Here is a 17,100-nt window from a genome sequence, read left to right on the forward strand (position 1 = left end):
GTGGCGTGCCAGTGGTCACCGGAACGCGCTTCGATAATGCGATAGGATGACGCACCTTTTTCTTCCGCTTTTTTGTTCAGCATCTCATGCATGTCCATTGGAGACGTGCCAACAGCGCCGACAGAAACCGTACCGATTGCCTCACGGGATTGCGCCTGGTCAGCATTAATAGCGTCAGCCGCGAAAGCACCGAAGGACAGGACAGACAGGACGCTCAGCGCCGCTACAGTAGTTTTGATTTTCATGATTCTTACCTCGTCGAATTTTTTAGTGGGGTCTTGTTTCGTGACCCTCATCACAAAAATCAAGTATACACTAATAACGTAAAAAATTAATACCAGACTAATGGTTTCCCTTGTTATTACGTGTTAAACACGCTTTTTTTTATAACCTAATTGCATAATGTTGGGTGTTTTGTGAGCAATTTGTGCTGGTATTTATAAGAAAATCATAGGGATAATGCTTTTTGATTTTTTGTGCGATTTACGGGATTGCTATTCACTGGATGAATGTTAATGAGTGGTAAAAAGCACTAATCGTCAAAGCAAGGGCAGTGAAATAAAGGGGGAAATGATGCGAGAGCAGAATGATCCCCGCAGCGGCGCTACGGGGAGAGCGCATTACAGTTCCTGTTCGAACAGAACCAGAATCGCTTCGTGGAGATCCTTCACGGAGAAACCGCTAGCCGGGGTGGTAAAGATGGTGTCATCACCGGCAATGGTGCCGAGAATACCCTCTGTTTTACCTAACGAGTCCAGCATGCGGGCAATCAGCTGCGCGGCACCCGGGCTTGTGTGGATGACCACAACGGCGTCGTTATAGTCAATATCCAGAACCAAATTCTTGAGCGGGCTGGAGGTGGTCGGCACGCCAAGTTCAGCCGGCAGGCAATAGACCATCTCCATCTTGGCGTTGCGGGTACGCACCGCGCCAAACTTGGTTAACATGCGGGAGACTTTCGACTGGTTGATATTATCGAAGCCTTGTTCCTGCAGCGCCTGAACAATTTCTCCCTGAGAACTGAATTTCTCTTCTTTAAGTAGCGCCTTAAACGCTTTTACCAATTCTTCTTGCTTAGACGAGCTTCGCATAAGTCACCCGGAATATGACGAAAGAAACAACATTATTATGCATGTGGATGAATTTTTATGCAAATTATCTGCTCAACGGCAGGCTGAAATAATGTTATGAAAGGGAGTGATTTTATCAGATTTCGTTATCAGAAAACATGCCTGGGTCACGCCGCGCAAATAAGCTTAAAAGTAAATTAAATGTTATCAAAATGATGTTGTTTTGGTGGCGTGGCAGGGTGTATTGTAACCACCTCTTAATTCGTTGCCATCTGTCGTCAGATAGCTTTCTGGTGAGAGATAAAGTCGTGTGACCTCAAATTCTTTAGCTTCGAAAATTGTAATTAAAGACATGCTGATTTAAGGTCGCGGCAACGGATTTACAGATACTTAAGTTAACCATAATAAGGAGTTTAGGATGAAAGTCGCAGTCCTCGGCGCTGCTGGTGGTATCGGCCAGGCGCTTGCCCTACTACTGAAAACCCAACTGCCTTCAGGCTCAGAACTCTCCCTGTACGATATTGCTCCGGTAACCCCAGGCGTGGCGGTTGACCTGAGCCACATCCCGACCGCTGTAAAAATCAAAGGCTTCTCCGGTGAAGATGCGCGTCCTGCGCTGCAGGGTGCTGACGTGGTCCTGATTTCTGCAGGCGTGGCGCGTAAGCCAGGCATGGATCGTTCAGACCTGTTCAACGTCAACGCGGGCATCGTGAAAAACCTGGTGCAGCAGATCGCTGAAGTGTGCCCGAAAGCATGCATCGGTATTATCACTAACCCGGTGAACACCACCGTTGCTATCGCAGCCGAAGTGCTGAAGAAAGCGGGTGTGTACGACAAAAACAAACTGTTCGGCGTGACCACGCTGGATATTATCCGTTCCAACACCTTCGTTGCTGAGCTGAAAGGCAAACAGCCAACAGAAGTAGAAGTGCCGGTTATCGGCGGCCACTCTGGCGTGACTATTCTGCCTCTGCTGTCGCAGATCCCGGGCGTGAGCTTCACCGAGCAGGAAGTGGCTGATCTGACCAAACGAATCCAGAACGCGGGCACCGAAGTGGTGGAAGCGAAGGCGGGTGGCGGTTCTGCAACCCTGTCTATGGGCCAGGCGGCTGCACGTTTCGGTCTGTCACTGGTTCGCGCCCTGCAGGGCGAGAAAGGCGTTGTTGAATGTGCTTACGTTGAAGGCGACGGCGAACATGCCCGCTTCTTCTCTCAGCCGCTGCTGCTGGGCAAAAACGGTATTGAAGAGCGTAAGCCTATCGGTACGCTGAGCGCGTTTGAGCAAAACGCGATGGAAGGCATGCTGGACACGCTGAAGAAAGATATCACTCTGGGTGAAGAGTTCGTTAACAAGTAAAACGAAGTGTCTCCCGTAGGCCGGGTAAGCGTTAGCGCCACCCGGCAAAAAAACCGAAGCCAGTAAGCGCTTCGGTTTTTTTATGGGGCTAATTTGTTGCCGGGTATTCCTGAATCGTCACGTGCAGCGTCATTTTCTTATCGTTGCGCATGATTTCCACAGGGATGATCGAGCCAGGGCGAATTTCGGCCACCTGGTCCATCGTCTCCAGGGCAGAGACTGCCGGCGTGCCGTTGACCGACACGATGACATCATTAACCTGAATCCCCGCGTTAGCCGCCGGGCCACCCGGTGCCACCTCGTTGACGACGATGCCCTGAATCTGATCGATACCGCCGCCCTGAGTATGCATTGGCGCAATTTCGCGCCCGCCGATACCGATATAGCCGCGGATCACGCGTCCGTCGCGGATCAGCTTATCCATAATCTTGGTCGCCAGCTGGAACGGAATAGCAAAGCCGATCCCTTCCGGCGTCTCGCCGTCGTTGCTTTTATCGAACGAGAGGGTGTTGATGCCCATCAGTTCGCCCAGCGAGTTGACCAGCGCGCCGCCGGAGTTGCCGTGGTTGATTGACGCATCCGTCTGCAGGAAGTTCTGCCGTCCTGACGGGTTGAGGCCGATTCGACCGGTCGCGCTGATAATTCCTTGCGTGATGGTCTGGCCCAGGTTGTACGGGTTACCGATCGCCAGCACCACATCGCCGATGTGCGGCGTACGTTTACGGTTGATCGGAATGACCGGCAATCCGCCCGTGGCGTTAATCTTCAGCACGGCCAGATCGGTCAGGCTGTCTGAACCCACAAGCAACGCCTCAAACACGCGGCCATCCTGCAGGGCGACGATGATCTGGTCGGCATCGTTGATCACGTGTTTGTTCGTAATAATGTAGCCGCGCTCGTCCATAATCACCCCGGAGCCAAGGGTGCGGATCTCAAGCTGGTTATGTGCTGAGCTGTTGAGGCCGCGGTTATAAACGTTAACCACGGCAGGGGCGGCACGGCGAACGGCCTGGTTATAGGTCGCCGGCGTTTCATCCGTGCTGTCGAACTGGGGGGCAGACAGCTTATTAAACTGACGCAAAGACGGCATCGCCAGCAGCAGCAGGCCAGCGACAATCAAACCGATGACAATGGAACGTAAGAGCTTTAAAAGCATGATGCGCGTGTCGTGAAAAAAGGAACGATTTGCAGCATAACATGAGTTATCCGGACATCACACGCAGCGGTGATGTCCGGGATCGCAAATGCTTAGCGCAACAGAATGTAGATAGACTCATTGCCACGCATGACCTGCAGGGCAATGACCGCCGGTTTGCTCTCCAGCACCTTGCGCAGTTCGGCAATGGACTGCACGCGATTGCGGTTCACGCCAATGATGACATCTTCCTGATGCAATCCGGCCTGCGCGGCAGGGCTGCTCTTCTCGACGGTATCCAGGCGAATGCCTTTCGTACCGTCTTTCAACTGCCCATCGCTTAGCGTTGCTCCCTGCAGCGCCGGGGCGATAAGCTCCGCGCTGGCAGAGGACGAGGTGCTTTTATCCAGCGTCACTTCGACGTTCAGCGGCTTACCGTCACGGATCAGGCCCAGCTTCACTTTGGCCCCCGGTTCGGTAGTGGCAATACGCGAACGCAGTTCAGCAAAGCTGCTCAGCGGCTTGTCGTTAAGGCTGACGATCACGTCGCCCGATTTAATGCCTGCTTTTGCCGAGCCGGAGTTTGGCAGCACTTCACTGACAAACGCACCGCGCTGCACGTTGATATTGAACGCTTTCGCGATATCAGCGCTCATCTCCATGCCTTTAATACCCAGCAGTCCACGTTTGACTTCGCCGAACTGGATTAGCTGCTGCGCCAGCGTTTTAGCCATATTGCTCGGGATCGCAAAGCCAATCCCAATGCTGCCGCCGCCCGGAGCCAGAATTGCCGTGTTAATGCCAATCAGCTCGCCGTTAAGGTTGAGTAATGCCCCGCCGGAGTTGCCCCGGTTGATTGAGGCATCGGTCTGGATGAAGTTTTCCAGACCTTCCAGATTCAGGCCACTGCGTCCCAGCGCCGAGACTATGCCGGAGGTGGCGGTTTGACCTAAACCAAAGGGGTTGCCCACAGCGACGGCAAAATCACCGACGCGCAGCTTGTCGGAATCCGCAATGGCAATCTGGGTCAGGTTGCTCGGGTTCTGCACCTGCAATAGCGCGATGTCGCTCTGATCATCGCCGCCAATCAGTTTGGCATCAAATTCACGACCATCGTTCAGCTGGACGCTGATTTTATCGGCCTGGCTGATGACATGATTGTTGGTCAGGATATAGCCTTTAGCCGCATCAATGATGACGCCAGAGCCCAGGCCTTCAAAAGGCTGGGCCTGCTGGTTGGGGGACTCATCGCCAAAATATTTTTTCAGTTCTTCCGGTACGCGCTGGCTTTGAACCGCCGTGCCTTCTACCTGAACGCTCACGACCGCGGGCAACACTTTTTCCAGCATTGGCGCGAGGCTGGGAGTGGCTGCCTGTCCCGGCACCTGCGAAGGCAGCGCCGCACCGGCAGGGGAGGACGCCGAGAGAGATAACCCGACACTTAACGCTATAGCGCTCAACAGCTGGTTTTTTTTCTTCATTGATGCTGACTCTCGTATCCTGGAATGAAAGAAGAACGGCCCAAAATCATGATGATGTTATTGAATTTTATACCGCTGAACAATGAGGTGTTTGACTAAATAATAGCTGGGGACGGGAAGAAAGGACGGGCGCAAGAGATGCGCCCGTAAAATATATTTATGTTGTGCGATTAATCGCGTTTTGCGCCACCGCGCAGCAGGCCGGACGCTCCGTCAGAGTAGTCGCGTGGCATCTGAACCGGAGCCTGATCGTTACCCGCTTCTGAGTCGGCCAGACGGTTGCGGAACGGGTTAGTCTCCGCGGTCATTTCCGGCAGCAGGCTGCTGGAGCTTTTCGCCATATGCTGATACAGCTGACGGTAGTCGGTCGCCATGTTGTCCAGCAGCTCAGCGCTACGGGCAAAGTGGCTGACCAGCTCTTCGCGATACTCTTCCAGCTCTGCTTTATTCTTTTCCAGTTCGTACTGCAGTGACTGCTGCTGACGCAATTTGCGGTTGCCGAAACGCATGGCCACAGCACCGATCACGATGCCGACGACTAAACCGATTAGCGCATATTCCCAGGTCATGAACTTCTCCCGTTGTCTTGTTGTTCCGTAGGGTGTTGGCTCGGCTCCTGCCTGTGCCTGATAATGCCACTATAACCGCTATTTCCGCAGAAGTGGAATCCTGACGTATCATCGCGTAGTGTAGAACGGCCTTTTTTTCATCAGTCACGCCTGCTGATGAGCATTAATTGAAGGAATAACAATAAGATTATGCAAATCCTGTCCCCTGCATCGCGATATCAACTGGCCCTGAATGAGGGTACTCATCAGCCTGATGACGTTCAACGTGAGGCGGTAAACCGTCTGGAGATGATTTATCAGGCGCTCAAGGCAAAACCTGCTGAAGTAGAACAGAGTGGTGGGCTCAAAGCGGCGTTTGGCCGACTGCTCGGCAAAAAAGCGCCGCAGGCTCAGGCTCCGGTGCGCGGTTTATATATGTGGGGCGGCGTCGGTCGCGGAAAAACCTGGCTGATGGATCTGTTTTATCTCAGCCTGCCGGGGGAGCGTAAACAGCGCCTCCACTTCCATCGCTTTATGCTGCGGGTGCATGAAGAGCTTACAGCGCTGCAGGGCAAAAGCGATCCGCTGGAGATTGTGGCTGACAGGTTCAAGGCGGAAACGGACGTGCTCTGCTTCGATGAGTTTTTTGTTTCTGACATTACCGACGCCATGCTGTTAGGCGGGCTGATGAAAGCGCTGTTTGCCCGCGGGATCACGCTCGTTGCCACGTCGAATATCCCGCCGGATGAACTCTATCGCAACGGCCTGCAGCGGGCGCGTTTCCTGCCGGCTATTGATGCTATCAAACAGCATTGCGACATCATGAATGTCGATGCCGGTGTCGATTATCGTCTGCGCACGTTAACGCAGGCGCACCTGTGGCTTTCGCCGTTAAACGCCGATACCGCTCGCGAGATGGATAAACTCTGGCTGGCGCTGGCGGGCGCAAAACGCGAAAACGCACCGACGCTGGAGATTAACCATCGCCCGTTACCTACCCTTGGCGTAGAAAACCAGACGCTGGCGGTCTCTTTTGCGACGCTCTGCGTGGATGCCCGCAGCCAGCATGACTATATTGCGCTTTCGCGCCTGTTCCACACCGTGATGATGCTGGATGTGCCGGTGATGACGCGGTTGATGGAGAGCGAAGCGCGGCGCTTCATTGCGCTGGTGGACGAGTTTTACGAGCGCCACGTCAAGCTTGTCGTCAGCGCCGAGGTACCTTTATATGAGATCTACCAGGGCGAGCGGCTGAAGTTTGAGTTCCAGCGCTGCCTCTCGCGCCTGCAAGAGATGCAGAGCGAAGAGTATCTTAAGCGTGAGCATATGCCCTAATCAATGCTCCTCTCTCCCACGGGGAGAGGGGCTGGGGGTGAGGGTGCCAGACCGCACAAACGCGCCCCCCGAAAAACCCATTCCAAATCACATTTAAGGGTCGATCTTTGACCTCAACTTCTCTATAATCTTGCGACCCCACGTTACGAGAAGGTTTTTTTCCCGAAACTTTCTATGTGTCGGCATGTGCTATTCGAAGGGGTAGGTTTGCCGGACTTTGTCGTGTGAACCTCAACTGACTAAACGTTTGGGTGTTCACCAACGTGTAACTTATTATTTGGGTAAGCTTTTAATGAAAACTTTTACAGCTAAACCAGAAACCGTACAGCGCGACTGGTATGTTGTTGACGCGACCGGTAAAACTCTGGGCCGTCTGGCTACTGAACTGGCTCGTCGCCTGCGCGGTAAGCATAAAGCGGAATACACTCCGCACGTTGATACCGGTGATTACATCATCGTTCTGAACGCTGACAAAGTTGCTGTTACCGGCAACAAGCGTACTGACAAAGTGTACTACCACCACACCGGCCACATCGGTGGTATCAAAGAAGCGACCTTTGAAGAGATGATTGCCCGCCGTCCTGAGCGTGTGATTGAAATCGCGGTTAAAGGCATGCTGCCAAAAGGCCCGCTGGGTCGTGCTATGTTCCGTAAACTGAAAGTTTACGCAGGCAACGAGCACAACCACGCGGCACAGCAACCGCAAGTTCTTGACATCTAATCGGGATTATAGGCAATGGCTGAAAATCAATACTACGGCACTGGTCGCCGCAAAAGTTCCGCAGCTCGCGTTTTCATCAAACCGGGCAGTGGTAAAATCGTAATCAACCAGCGTTCTCTGGAACAGTACTTCGGTCGCGAAACTGCCCGCATGGTAGTTCGCCAGCCGCTGGAACTGGTTGATATGGTAGAAAAACTGGATCTGTACATCACCGTTAAAGGTGGTGGTATCTCCGGTCAGGCAGGTGCGATCCGTCACGGTATCACCCGCGCTCTGATGGAGTACGACGAATCCCTGCGTTCTGAACTGCGTAAAGCTGGCTTCGTTACTCGTGACGCTCGTCAGGTTGAACGTAAGAAAGTGGGTCTGCGTAAAGCACGTCGTCGTCCACAGTTCTCCAAACGTTAATCCATTCTGCTTACGCAGAACGATTGGCGAAAAACCCGCTTCGGCGGGTTTTTTTATGGATAATGCGCAGGTTATCCACAGTAACATTTCATATATCTTCTCTTTTTCCACATTTCCGGCATCCCCTCACCACAAAGCCATCAAAATCTGGTAAACTATCATCCAATTTTCTGCCCAAATATCGGTGAATACTCGATTTTTGTTCGATTCTTGAACAATGTGTCTTCTCTGGGATGGGCGATACTTCATCTGGCTGGCCCCGTTGGGCTGGTAGCAGTAAAAATTCTGAATATACCTGGAGGTTTTCATGGCTGTCGCTGCCAACAAACGTTCGGTAATGACGCTGTTTTCTGGTCCTACTGACATTTATAGCCATCAGGTTCGTATCGTGCTGGCCGAGAAGGGTGTCAGTTTTGAGATCGAGCATGTGGAAAAGGATAACCCGCCTCAGGATCTGATCGATCTCAACCCGAGCCAAAGCGTACCGACGCTGGTGGATCGCGAGCTGACCCTGTGGGAATCCCGTATCATTATGGAATATCTGGATGAGCGTTTCCCGCATCCGCCGCTGATGCCTGTTTACCCTGTTGCACGTGGTGAAAGCCGCCTGTACATGCAGCGTATCGAAAAAGACTGGTACTCGCTGATGAACGTCATTACCAGCGGCTCCGCTTCTGAAGCCGACGCTGCGCGTAAGCAACTGCGTGAAGAGCTGCTGGCAATTGCCCCTGTGTTTGGTCAGAAACCGTTCTTCCTGAGCGACGAGTTCAGCCTGGTGGATTGCTATCTGGCCCCGCTGCTGTGGCGTCTGCCAATTCTGGGCGTTGAGTTCAGCGGCCCTGGCGCAAAAGAGCTGAAAGGCTATATGACTCGCGTATTTGAGCGCGACTCTTTCCTGGCATCTTTAACTGAACCGGAACGTGAAATGCGTCTCGGCCGAGGCTAATGACTGTGGAAATGTCACAACTTACCCCACGCCGTCCGTATCTGCTGCGCGCCTTCTATGAATGGCTGCTGGATAACCAGCTCACGCCGCACCTGGTTGTGGATGTGACGTTGCCGGGCGTGCAGGTTCCAATGGAATACGCACGCGACGGACAGATTGTACTGAATATTGCGCCACGTGCAGTGGGTAACCTGGAGCTGGCAAACGACGAAGTGCGCTTTAATGCGCGTTTCGGCGGCGTGCCGCGTCAGGTTTCCGTTCCGCTGGCTGCGGTTCTGGCTATCTACGCCCGTGAAAACGGTGCAGGCACCATGTTCGAGCCGGAAGCGGCGTATGATGAAGAGGTTGCCAGCCTGAATGACGATGAGGCATCCGATGAACGCGAAAGCGACCCGGTAATGTCTGTGATTGATGGCGACAAGCCCGATCGTCAGGACGACGACGAGGGTCCCGATGATGAACCGCCACCGCGCGGTGGTCGTCCCGCACTGCGCGTTGTGAAATAAACAAACAGGCCCGACGGGCCTGTTTTGCTTTCTGCTTATAGCGGTTAGCTGTTACGTTCCCGCCACTCTTTTATCATTTCAGCGGTGACTTCATTCTGGTAACAAATTGGGGAATAGCCACCAGCCTTACTCCATGCACTGCGACGCCCGCATGAACTGCCATTTCGGGCCTGATTAAAAGGGCAAGCACATACGCCGGGATAATCAGCGATAGACTCCGCAATAATTTCGTTTTTAACCTGAGAATCGGAGAGCGCGTTGGCTTTGGCGACAGCATTACCGACGCTGAAAAACAAAATGGCAAAGAGTAGCCCGGTGACGATTTTATCGAATTTCATATCTTCATTTCCGTATGTAGTAGCAATATATCAGCGGCAAAGAGGTGCCGGCCTAGGATCAGACAAGTTATTTAGATGACACTAGTTGTCGTTTCATATTTGAGAATGCAATGATATTAGCTGTGAATGTTAATTCAGATATCTATGCTGTTAGTGAATGTTATTATCGAAATGTCCGGACATAAATGTCACATTTTCGATTGTGTTTGCCCCTAAGAATCACTCCGGTTAAAGACATAATAAAAAGCCCCGAAGGGCTTTTAAATAGCGCATATTTAGGCTTTAATCCCTTGGTGTATTACAAGGAACATCTAATTGCCCTAGGGGTATACACGGAACAAAGGCGGTTGATCTAAGTCCTTAAGATGGCGCTCGCGGGCGACATGAACCGCATAACCCTGTTCCAAAGCCCAATCAGCAGCCTTTTCCTGCGTTTTCTCTGTATGTATCTCTTTGCCGTCAACAATCACCACATGATGGATAACGTCTTCATCCTCACTCGTTGATTTAGGGCGATATTCTACATAGGCATGTTTTTTGACCATTATTTCAAATCCCTTTTGTTTACGGCGCAGATATTACGCCGCTCTTCTATTACTGCGTTATATGAACTTCTGCTTCAACACTTAACCATTTATTTGTTGTGGATATACGATTGCGTTCACGATTTAAAGAGAGTTACGGACCGTTGATAAAGGTTCATCATGTCATGGTTCGTAATAAATCTCAGGCAGAAGGAATAAGCCTGGAATTGAAGGGGGGAAAGAAGGGGGGGCGAACATGCGGTGATGATAAACCGCATGTTCAACCGGTATTACACTTCCAGGAAGTTCAGGATCCCGTCAGCCGCCTTGCGGCCCTCGGCAATTGCCGTCACCACCAGGTCGGAACCGCGAACGATATCGCCACCGGCGAAGATTTTCGGGTTGCTGGTCTGGAAGGCGTTGTCGCTGCCTTCCGGCGCAATCACGCGGCCCTGTGAGTCCAGCTCTACGCTGTGCTTCGCCAGCCACTCCATGCTGTGAGGGCGGAAACCAAACGCCATCACCACGGCGTCGGCCGGGATCACGTGCTCAGAGCCCGCCACAATCTCCGCACGACGACGGCCTTTCGCATCCGGCGCACCCATCTCCGTACGCGCCATCTTCACGCCGCTTACCTTTCCGTTGGCGTTCACTTCAATGCCCAGAGGCTGGATGTTGAACTGGAACTCCACGCCCTCTTCACGCGCGTTTTTCACTTCGCGCTTAGAGCCCGGCATGTTCTCTTCGTCACGACGGTAAGCACAGATGACGTGCGCCGCGTTCTGACGAATGGACGTACGCACGCAGTCCATCGCGGTATCACCGCCGCCCAGCACGACAACGCGTTTACCTTCCATGCTGACAAACGGCTCGTCGGCAGTTTCGCCGTAGCCCATCAGCTGTTTGGTGTTAGCAATCAGGAACGGCAGCGCGTCGTACACGCCTGGCGCATCTTCGTTCTCAAGACCACCGCGCATGGACTGATAGGTACCCACGCCCAGGAACACGGCGTCGTAATCCTTCAGCAGATCGTCGAGCTGCACGTCGCGGCCCACTTCGGTGTTGAGTTTGAACTCAATGCCCATGCCGGTGAAGATTTCACGGCGGCGGGTCATCACCTCTTTTTCCAGTTTGAAGGCCGGGATGCCGAAGGTCAGCAGACCGCCGATTTCCGGATGACGGTCAAAAACCACCGCCTTCACGCCGTTGCGTGTCAGCACGTCGGCACAGGCGAGGCCTGCCGGACCCGCACCGACGATCGCCACGCGCTTGTCGGTTTGACGCACGCCGGTCATATCCGGACGCCAGCCCATCTCGAAGGCTTTATCGTTGATATAGCGTTCGATGTTGCCGATGGTCACCGCACCAAACTCGTCGTTCAGCGTACAGGAGCCTTCGCACAGGCGATCCTGAGGACACACGCGCCCGCACACTTCCGGCAGGGTGTTGGTCTGGTGAGACAGCTCGGCGGCTTCAAAAATACGCCCTTCGTTGGCCAGCTTCAGCCAGTTCGGAATGTAGTTATGGACCGGACATTTCCATTCGCAGTAAGGGTTACCGCAGGACAGGCAGCGGTCTGCCTGTGCTTTGGCCTGGCCTTCTGAAAACGGCTCATAGATTTCAACAAATTCAATTTTACGGATCTTCAGCGGTTTCTTTGGCGGATCAACACGCTGCAGGTCGATAAACTGGTATACGTTCTGGCTCATCTGAATTCCTTACTGCGCCTGCACGCGCAGCTCTGCTGCGCTACGACTACGGTGACCCAACAGGGCTTTAACATCGCTGGACTTCGGCTTAACCAGCGCGAATTTCGCAGAGAACGCTGGCCAGTTCGCCAGGATCTCTTCGCCGCGCGAAGAACCGGTATGCTGCACGTGTTCGGTAATCAAACCGCGCAGGTGTTCTTCATGAATGGCCAGCGAATCAACGTCCAGCACTTCCACCAGTTCCGGGTTCACGCGCTTGCGGAACTCACCGTCTTCATCCAGCACGTAGGCAAAACCGCCCGTCATGCCGGCGCCAAAGTTCACGCCGGTTTTACCCAGGACGCACACAATTCCGCCCGTCATGTATTCGCAGCCGTTATCGCCGATGCCTTCCACCACGGTGATGGCACCGGAGTTACGCACCGCAAAACGCTCGCCCGCACGGCCCGCGGCAAACAGACGACCGCCGGTCGCACCGTACAGACAGGTGTTGCCGATGATGCTGGCTTCATGGCTGCGGAAGGCTGAACCGACCGGAGGACGCACCGCCAGCAGACCGCCCGCCATGCCTTTGCCGACGTAGTCGTTGGCATCGCCGGTCAGGTATAACTCAACGCCGCCGGCATTCCACACGCCGAAGCTCTGGCCCGCGGTACCGCTGAAGTGCGCGGTAATCGGATCCGATGCCAGCCCCTGGTCACCGTGCGTTTGCGCGATGTAACCGGAGAGGGACGCGCCGACAGAACGGTCGGTGTTGCGGATATCAAACCAGAACGTTTTGCTCTGCTTCTCGTCCACGTACGGCTTCGCCTGTTGCAGCAGCTGCGCGTTCAGCACGCCGTTGTCGAACGGCGGGTTGTTCTCGGTGCAGTAAACCGCTTTGCCAGGATGCGGCTCAGCCGTTTCCAGCAGCTTAGACAGCTCCAGCTTCTGCTGCTTGGCGGTGAAGCCTTCCAGCTCTTTCAGCAGGTCGGTACGGCCAATCAGATCCACCAGACGCTTCACGCCCAGCTGCGCCATCAGCTCGCGGGTTTCACGGGCGATGAAGTCAAAGTAGTTGGTCACTTTGAACGGCAGGCCGTGATAGTGATTCTTACGCAGCTTCTCGTCCTGGGTTGCAACGCCGGTTGCGCAGTTGTTCAGGTGGCAAATACGCAGGTATTTACAGCCGAGCGCAACCATCGGGCCGGTACCGAAGCCGAAGCTTTCCGCACCCAGAATCGCCGCTTTGATGATGTCGAGGCCGGTTTTCAGACCGCCGTCCACCTGCAAACGGATCTTGTGACGCAGACCGTTAGCCACCAGCGCCTGCTGGGTTTCCACCAGGCCAAGCTCCCACGGGCAGCCCGCGTATTTCACGGAGGAGAGCGGGCTTGCGCCGGTACCGCCGTCGTAGCCGGCAATGGTGATCAGATCCGCATAGGCTTTCGCCACGCCGGTGGCGATGGTGCCGACGCCCGGCTCGGAAACCAGCTTCACGGAGATCATCGCTTTCGGGTTGACCTGCTTCAGGTCGAAAATGAGCTGCGCCAGATCCTCGATAGAGTAGATATCGTGGTGCGGCGGCGGGGAAATCAGCGTTACGCCCGGCACCGAGTAGCGCAGTTTGGCGATGTACGGGGTGACTTTATCACCCGGCAGCTGACCGCCTTCGCCCGGTTTTGCACCCTGAGCGACCTTAATCTGGATCACGTCGGCGTTAACCAGGTAGGCAGGGGTTACGCCAAAGCGGCCGGACGCCACCTGCTTGATGCGCGACACTTTGTTGGTGCCGTAACGGGCAGGATCTTCACCGCCCTCGCCGGAGTTGGAGTTGCCGCCGATGCTGTTCATGGCTTCCGCCAGCGCTTCGTGCGCTTCCGGGCTCAGCGCGCCGATGGACATCGCCGCGGTATCGAAGCGTTTGAACAGTTCGGATGCAGGCTCAACTTCGTCAACGCTGACCGCTTCATCGCCCGGATTGAGGGCAATAAGGTCGCGCAGCGTCGCTGCCGGACGGTTGTTCACCAGCTCGGCATACTGCTGATAATCGCTGTATTCGCCGCTCTGTACCGCCTGTTGCAGCGTGCGCACCACGTCCGGGTTGTAGGCGTGATATTCGCCGCCGTGAACGTATTTCAGCAGGCCGCCCTGTTCCAGCGGCTTACGTGCCAGCCAGGCGCGCTTCGACAGGTTCACCAGATCCTGCTGGAAGTCAGCAAAACCGGCCCCGCCGATGCGGCTGACCACGCCCTGGAAGCAGAGGTTGGCGACGTCGTCGTGCAGGCCGACCGCTTCAAACAGCTTCGAGCAGCGGTAAGAGGCAATGGTCGAGATGCCCATTTTGGACATGATCTTGTACAGGCCTTTGTTGATGCCGTTACGGTAGTTCAGCATCACCGTGCGGTAATCTTTGTCGATGGCGCGGGTGTCTACCAGGCGAGCCAGCGTTTCGTAGGCCAGGTACGGGTAGATCGCCGTCGCACCAAAGCCTAACAGCACGGCAAAGTGGTGCGGATCGCGGGCGCTGGCGGTTTCCACAATGATGTTGGCATCGCAGCGCAGGCTCTTGTCGACCAGACGCGTCTGGATAGCCCCCACCGCCATTGGCGCAGGCACCGGCAGACGGTTTTTCGCAATGTTACGGTCAGACAGCACCAGCAGAACGGTGCCGTTACGCACCATCTGCTCGGCTTTGTCACACAGCGCATTCACCGTCTCTTCGAGGCTCGTTTCGGTCACGTCGAAGGTGATATCGAGCGTGTCGGCGCGGTAGTGCTCCTCGGTCATGGTGGTGAGCTGTTTAAAATCAGAGTACAGCAGGATCGGCGATTTAAAGGTCAGACGGTGCGCCTGGCCTTCGGCTTCGCAGAAGACGTTCATCTCGCGACCGATGCTGGTGGCCAGCGACATCACGTGGGCTTCACGCAGCGGATCGATTGGCGGGTTGGTCACCTGCGCAAACTGCTGACGGAAGTAGTCGTAAATAATGCGCGGCTGGCTGGAGAGCACGGCGAACGGGGTATCGTCCCCCATCGAGCCGACCGCTTCCTGGCCGTTTTCGCCGAGCACGCGAATAACCGAGTCCAGCTCTTCCGCGCTGTAGTTAAACTGCTTCTGGAAGCTTGCGAGGGTATCGTCGTCCATCTCGCGGCTGCCCACTTCGTCGTCAGACAGATCTTCGAACGGCACCAGGCGACGGACGTTTTTCGCCATCCACTCTTTATACGGATGGCGGCTTTTCAGATCGTTATCGGTTTCCGCAGAGTGCAGAATACGGCCGCCGCGGGTATCGATCACCATCAGCTCGCCCGGACCGACGCGGCCTTTCTCGACCACTTCGTCAGGCTGGTAATCCCAGATCCCCACTTCAGAGGCGCAGGTGATGAGTTTATCTTTAGTGATGACGTAGCGCGCCGGACGCAGGCCGTTACGGTCCAGGTTACACGCAGCGAAGCGACCGTCGGACATCACGATACCTGCCGGACCGTCCCACGGCTCCATGTGCATGGAGTTAAAGTCGAAGAACGCGCGCAGCTCCGGATCCATATCCGGGTTGTTCTGCCAGGCCGGCGGCACGAGCAGACGCATGGCGCGCACGATATCCATCCCGCCCGCCAGCAGCAGTTCCAGCATGTTATCCATGGAGCTGGAGTCAGAGCCGGTTTCGTTCACGAACGGCGCGGCATCGTGCAGGTCAGGGATCAGAGGGGTCTGGAACTTATAGGTACGAGCACGCGCCCACTGGCGGTTGCCGGTGATGGTGTTGATCTCGCCGTTGTGCGCCAGGTAGCGGAACGGCTGAGCCAGCGGCCAGCGTGGTACGGTGTTGGTGGAGAAGCGCTGGTGGAACAGGCAAATGGCCGATTCCAGACGCAGGTCCGCCAGGTCCAGGTAGAAGCGCGGCAGGTCAGCCGGCATACACAGACCTTTATAGATGTTCACCAGGTTAGAGAGGCTACAGACGTAGAACTCTTTATCGTCCTGGAGACGTTTTTCAATGCGGCGACGGGCGATAAACAGACGGCGTTCCATATCGCGTGGACGCCAGCCCGCAGGCGCGTTAACGAAAATCTGCTCAATACGAGGCAGCGAGGAGAGGGCGATTTCACCGAGTACCCCTTCGTTGGTTGGCACATCGCGCCAGCCGACAATCGACAGGGTTTCGCGCTGAAGTTCTTCTTCAACGATGCGGCGTGAGACGGCAGCCTTTTCAGGATCCTGATTCAGGAACAGCATGCCGACAGCGTAGTTTTTGGCTAAACGCCAGCCGCGCTCTTCCGCCACGATGCGGAAGAAACGATCCGGTTTTTGCAACAGCAGGCCGCAACCGTCGCCGGTTTTACCATCGGCCAGGATGGCGCCACGGTGCTGCATACGGGCCAGTGCGTGAATAGCGGTACGCACTACCTTGTGGCTAGGTTCGCCTTCTATGTGGGCGATCAGGCCGAAACCACAGTTATCCTTCTCAAGGGATTTATCGTACAACATATCAGTGAACCTCCCCAGGCTCGTCGGGCTTCCCACTGAACTTTACCGTGGCGCACAGGCGCAGAAAGAGCATGGCGACGGGGTTAGCGTTTCATACGCGGACCTCGCATTCGCCCTCTTTTTCATCCTTTCGCGCAGGTAAACAAGTTTGAGGACTTGCTTCAGAGGGAATCTCAATTACTGCATAAATATGATGAGCAGGCCGCTCATCCAGAAAGCTTCCAGCGGATTTCCAACTTATCGGGAATTGGTACACAGGTCAAATGGCAATCTTATTTATACAAAAATGTGCTAAAGCGTAATTATCATTTTGTTTTTATTGGTTATTTGGCTAATTTTGCAACCACTGAAAGCGCCAGGAAGGTGCAGGGGAGTGTGATCTGACTCACTATATGAAAGCGGTATTATTGATGCAGCGTGCTGAAATGCGGTTTTATGGCAGAATAATAATCTGGCGCAGTCTTCGAACCCGCATAAAATCACTGTTTTTCAGTCCTGGCGCTATAAATGAAAAAAACCATCAGAACATAAGGAAAAGTAATTACGTGGCGG

The 17,100-nt window shown here is 54.6% G+C and carries 15 protein-coding genes; 6 read left to right on the plus strand and 9 right to left on the minus strand.

Features of this window, described 5'->3' with window-relative positions:
• On the minus strand, window positions 1-245 hold a 245-nt coding region (yhcN, locus tag IM295_RS01955; protein WP_193055694.1), incomplete at its 3' end, for a peroxide/acid stress response protein YhcN.
• A gap of 375 nt (window positions 246-620) precedes the next feature.
• Entirely contained in the window at window positions 621-1,091 is a 471-nt protein-coding gene (argR, locus tag IM295_RS01960; RefSeq protein WP_008502836.1) for a transcriptional regulator ArgR, read from the minus strand.
• A 397-nt stretch (window positions 1,092-1,488) separates the two neighbouring features.
• Between argR and mdh the strand changes: the two genes are divergently transcribed.
• Window positions 1,489-2,427, plus strand: a complete 939-nt coding sequence (gene mdh, locus IM295_RS01965; RefSeq protein WP_028014594.1) for a malate dehydrogenase — start codon at window positions 1,489-1,491, stop codon at window positions 2,425-2,427.
• A gap of 88 nt (window positions 2,428-2,515) precedes the next feature.
• On the opposite strand, the gene degS is transcribed toward mdh, so the two are convergent.
• The 3 genes from degS to zapG form a co-directional block, all read right to left on the minus strand.
• Window positions 2,516-3,583, minus strand: coding sequence for an outer membrane-stress sensor serine endopeptidase DegS (gene degS, locus IM295_RS01970; RefSeq protein ID WP_028014593.1), 1,068 nt, complete (start codon window positions 3,581-3,583; stop codon window positions 2,516-2,518).
• A 92-nt stretch (window positions 3,584-3,675) separates the two neighbouring features.
• Window positions 3,676-5,043 (minus strand): serine endoprotease DegQ, encoded by a 1,368-nt coding sequence (gene degQ, locus IM295_RS01975; RefSeq protein ID WP_193066142.1) that lies wholly within the window; start codon window positions 5,041-5,043, stop codon window positions 3,676-3,678.
• Window positions 5,044-5,213: 170 nt separating this feature from the next.
• Entirely contained in the window at window positions 5,214-5,612 is a 399-nt protein-coding gene (gene zapG / locus IM295_RS01980; protein WP_010436126.1) for a Z-ring associated protein ZapG, read from the minus strand.
• A 189-nt stretch (window positions 5,613-5,801) separates the two neighbouring features.
• On the opposite strand from zapG, the gene zapE reads away from it, so the two are divergent.
• The 5 genes from zapE to sspB all read left to right on the plus strand — a co-directional run bounded on the left by zapE (window position 5,802) and on the right by sspB (window position 9,507).
• Window positions 5,802-6,926, plus strand: a complete 1,125-nt coding sequence (gene zapE, locus IM295_RS01985; RefSeq protein ID WP_193066143.1) for a cell division protein ZapE — start codon at window positions 5,802-5,804, stop codon at window positions 6,924-6,926.
• Between the two features lie 292 nt (window positions 6,927-7,218).
• Window positions 7,219-7,647, plus strand: a complete 429-nt coding sequence (rplM, locus tag IM295_RS01990) for a 50S ribosomal protein L13 (protein ID WP_006178824.1) — start codon at window positions 7,219-7,221, stop codon at window positions 7,645-7,647.
• A 15-nt stretch (window positions 7,648-7,662) separates the two neighbouring features.
• Window positions 7,663-8,055, plus strand: a complete 393-nt coding sequence (gene rpsI, locus IM295_RS01995) for a 30S ribosomal protein S9 (RefSeq protein ID WP_003860436.1) — start codon at window positions 7,663-7,665, stop codon at window positions 8,053-8,055.
• Between the two features lie 307 nt (window positions 8,056-8,362).
• Complete coding sequence (sspA, locus tag IM295_RS02000; RefSeq protein WP_028014589.1) at window positions 8,363-9,001, plus strand: stringent starvation protein SspA; 639 nt, start codon at window positions 8,363-8,365, stop codon at window positions 8,999-9,001.
• A 5-nt stretch (window positions 9,002-9,006) separates the two neighbouring features.
• The gene (sspB, locus tag IM295_RS02005) at window positions 9,007-9,507 is read left to right on the plus strand and encodes a ClpXP protease specificity-enhancing factor (protein WP_028014588.1); all 501 of its coding nucleotides are present in this window, start codon (window positions 9,007-9,009) and stop codon (window positions 9,505-9,507) included.
• Between the two features lie 44 nt (window positions 9,508-9,551).
• On the opposite strand, the gene IM295_RS02010 is transcribed toward sspB, so the two are convergent.
• The 4 genes from IM295_RS02010 to gltB form a co-directional block, all read right to left on the minus strand.
• On the minus strand, window positions 9,552-9,845 hold the full coding sequence (locus IM295_RS02010) for a hypothetical protein (RefSeq protein WP_032644923.1): 294 nt from the start codon (window positions 9,843-9,845) through the stop codon (window positions 9,552-9,554).
• Window positions 9,846-10,165: 320 nt separating this feature from the next.
• A complete protein-coding gene (locus IM295_RS02015) occupies window positions 10,166-10,390 on the minus strand; it encodes a hypothetical protein (RefSeq protein WP_032644922.1) in 225 nt (74 codons plus the stop codon).
• Window positions 10,391-10,659: 269 nt separating this feature from the next.
• A complete protein-coding gene (gltD, locus tag IM295_RS02020) occupies window positions 10,660-12,078 on the minus strand; it encodes a glutamate synthase subunit GltD (protein WP_063155272.1) in 1,419 nt (472 codons plus the stop codon).
• Between the two features lie 9 nt (window positions 12,079-12,087).
• A complete protein-coding gene (gene gltB / locus IM295_RS02025; protein WP_193066144.1) occupies window positions 12,088-16,548 on the minus strand; it encodes a glutamate synthase large subunit in 4,461 nt (1,486 codons plus the stop codon).
• Between the last annotated feature and the right edge of the window lie 552 nt (window positions 16,549-17,100).

The sequence above is a fragment of the Enterobacter cloacae complex sp. P14RS genome (assembly GCF_014895895.1).
In the GTDB taxonomy this organism is placed as follows: domain Bacteria; phylum Pseudomonadota; class Gammaproteobacteria; order Enterobacterales; family Enterobacteriaceae; genus Enterobacter; species Enterobacter bugandensis.

Coding starts and splice junctions, on each gene's coding strand:
- IM295_RS02015 (WP_032644922.1), bottom strand. CDS start 10,390: ATGGTCAAAAAACATGCCTATGTAGAATATCGCCCTAAATCAACGAGT.
- mdh (WP_028014594.1), top strand. CDS start 1,489: ATGAAAGTCGCAGTCCTCGGCGCTGCTGGTGGTATCGGCCAGGCGCTT.
- gltB (WP_193066144.1), bottom strand. CDS start 16,548: ATGTTGTACGATAAATCCCTTGAGAAGGATAACTGTGGTTTCGGCCTG.
- gltD (WP_063155272.1), bottom strand. CDS start 12,078: ATGAGCCAGAACGTATACCAGTTTATCGACCTGCAGCGTGTTGATCCG.
- degQ (WP_193066142.1), bottom strand. CDS start 5,043: ATGAAGAAAAAAAACCAGCTGTTGAGCGCTATAGCGTTAAGTGTCGGG.
- argR (WP_008502836.1), bottom strand. CDS start 1,091: ATGCGAAGCTCGTCTAAGCAAGAAGAATTGGTAAAAGCGTTTAAGGCG.
- rplM (WP_006178824.1), top strand. CDS start 7,219: ATGAAAACTTTTACAGCTAAACCAGAAACCGTACAGCGCGACTGGTAT.
- zapG (WP_010436126.1), bottom strand. CDS start 5,612: ATGACCTGGGAATATGCGCTAATCGGTTTAGTCGTCGGCATCGTGATC.
- sspA (WP_028014589.1), top strand. CDS start 8,363: ATGGCTGTCGCTGCCAACAAACGTTCGGTAATGACGCTGTTTTCTGGT.
- zapE (WP_193066143.1), top strand. CDS start 5,802: ATGCAAATCCTGTCCCCTGCATCGCGATATCAACTGGCCCTGAATGAG.
- IM295_RS02010 (WP_032644923.1), bottom strand. CDS start 9,845: ATGAAATTCGATAAAATCGTCACCGGGCTACTCTTTGCCATTTTGTTT.
- rpsI (WP_003860436.1), top strand. CDS start 7,663: ATGGCTGAAAATCAATACTACGGCACTGGTCGCCGCAAAAGTTCCGCA.
- degS (WP_028014593.1), bottom strand. CDS start 3,583: ATGCTTTTAAAGCTCTTACGTTCCATTGTCATCGGTTTGATTGTCGCT.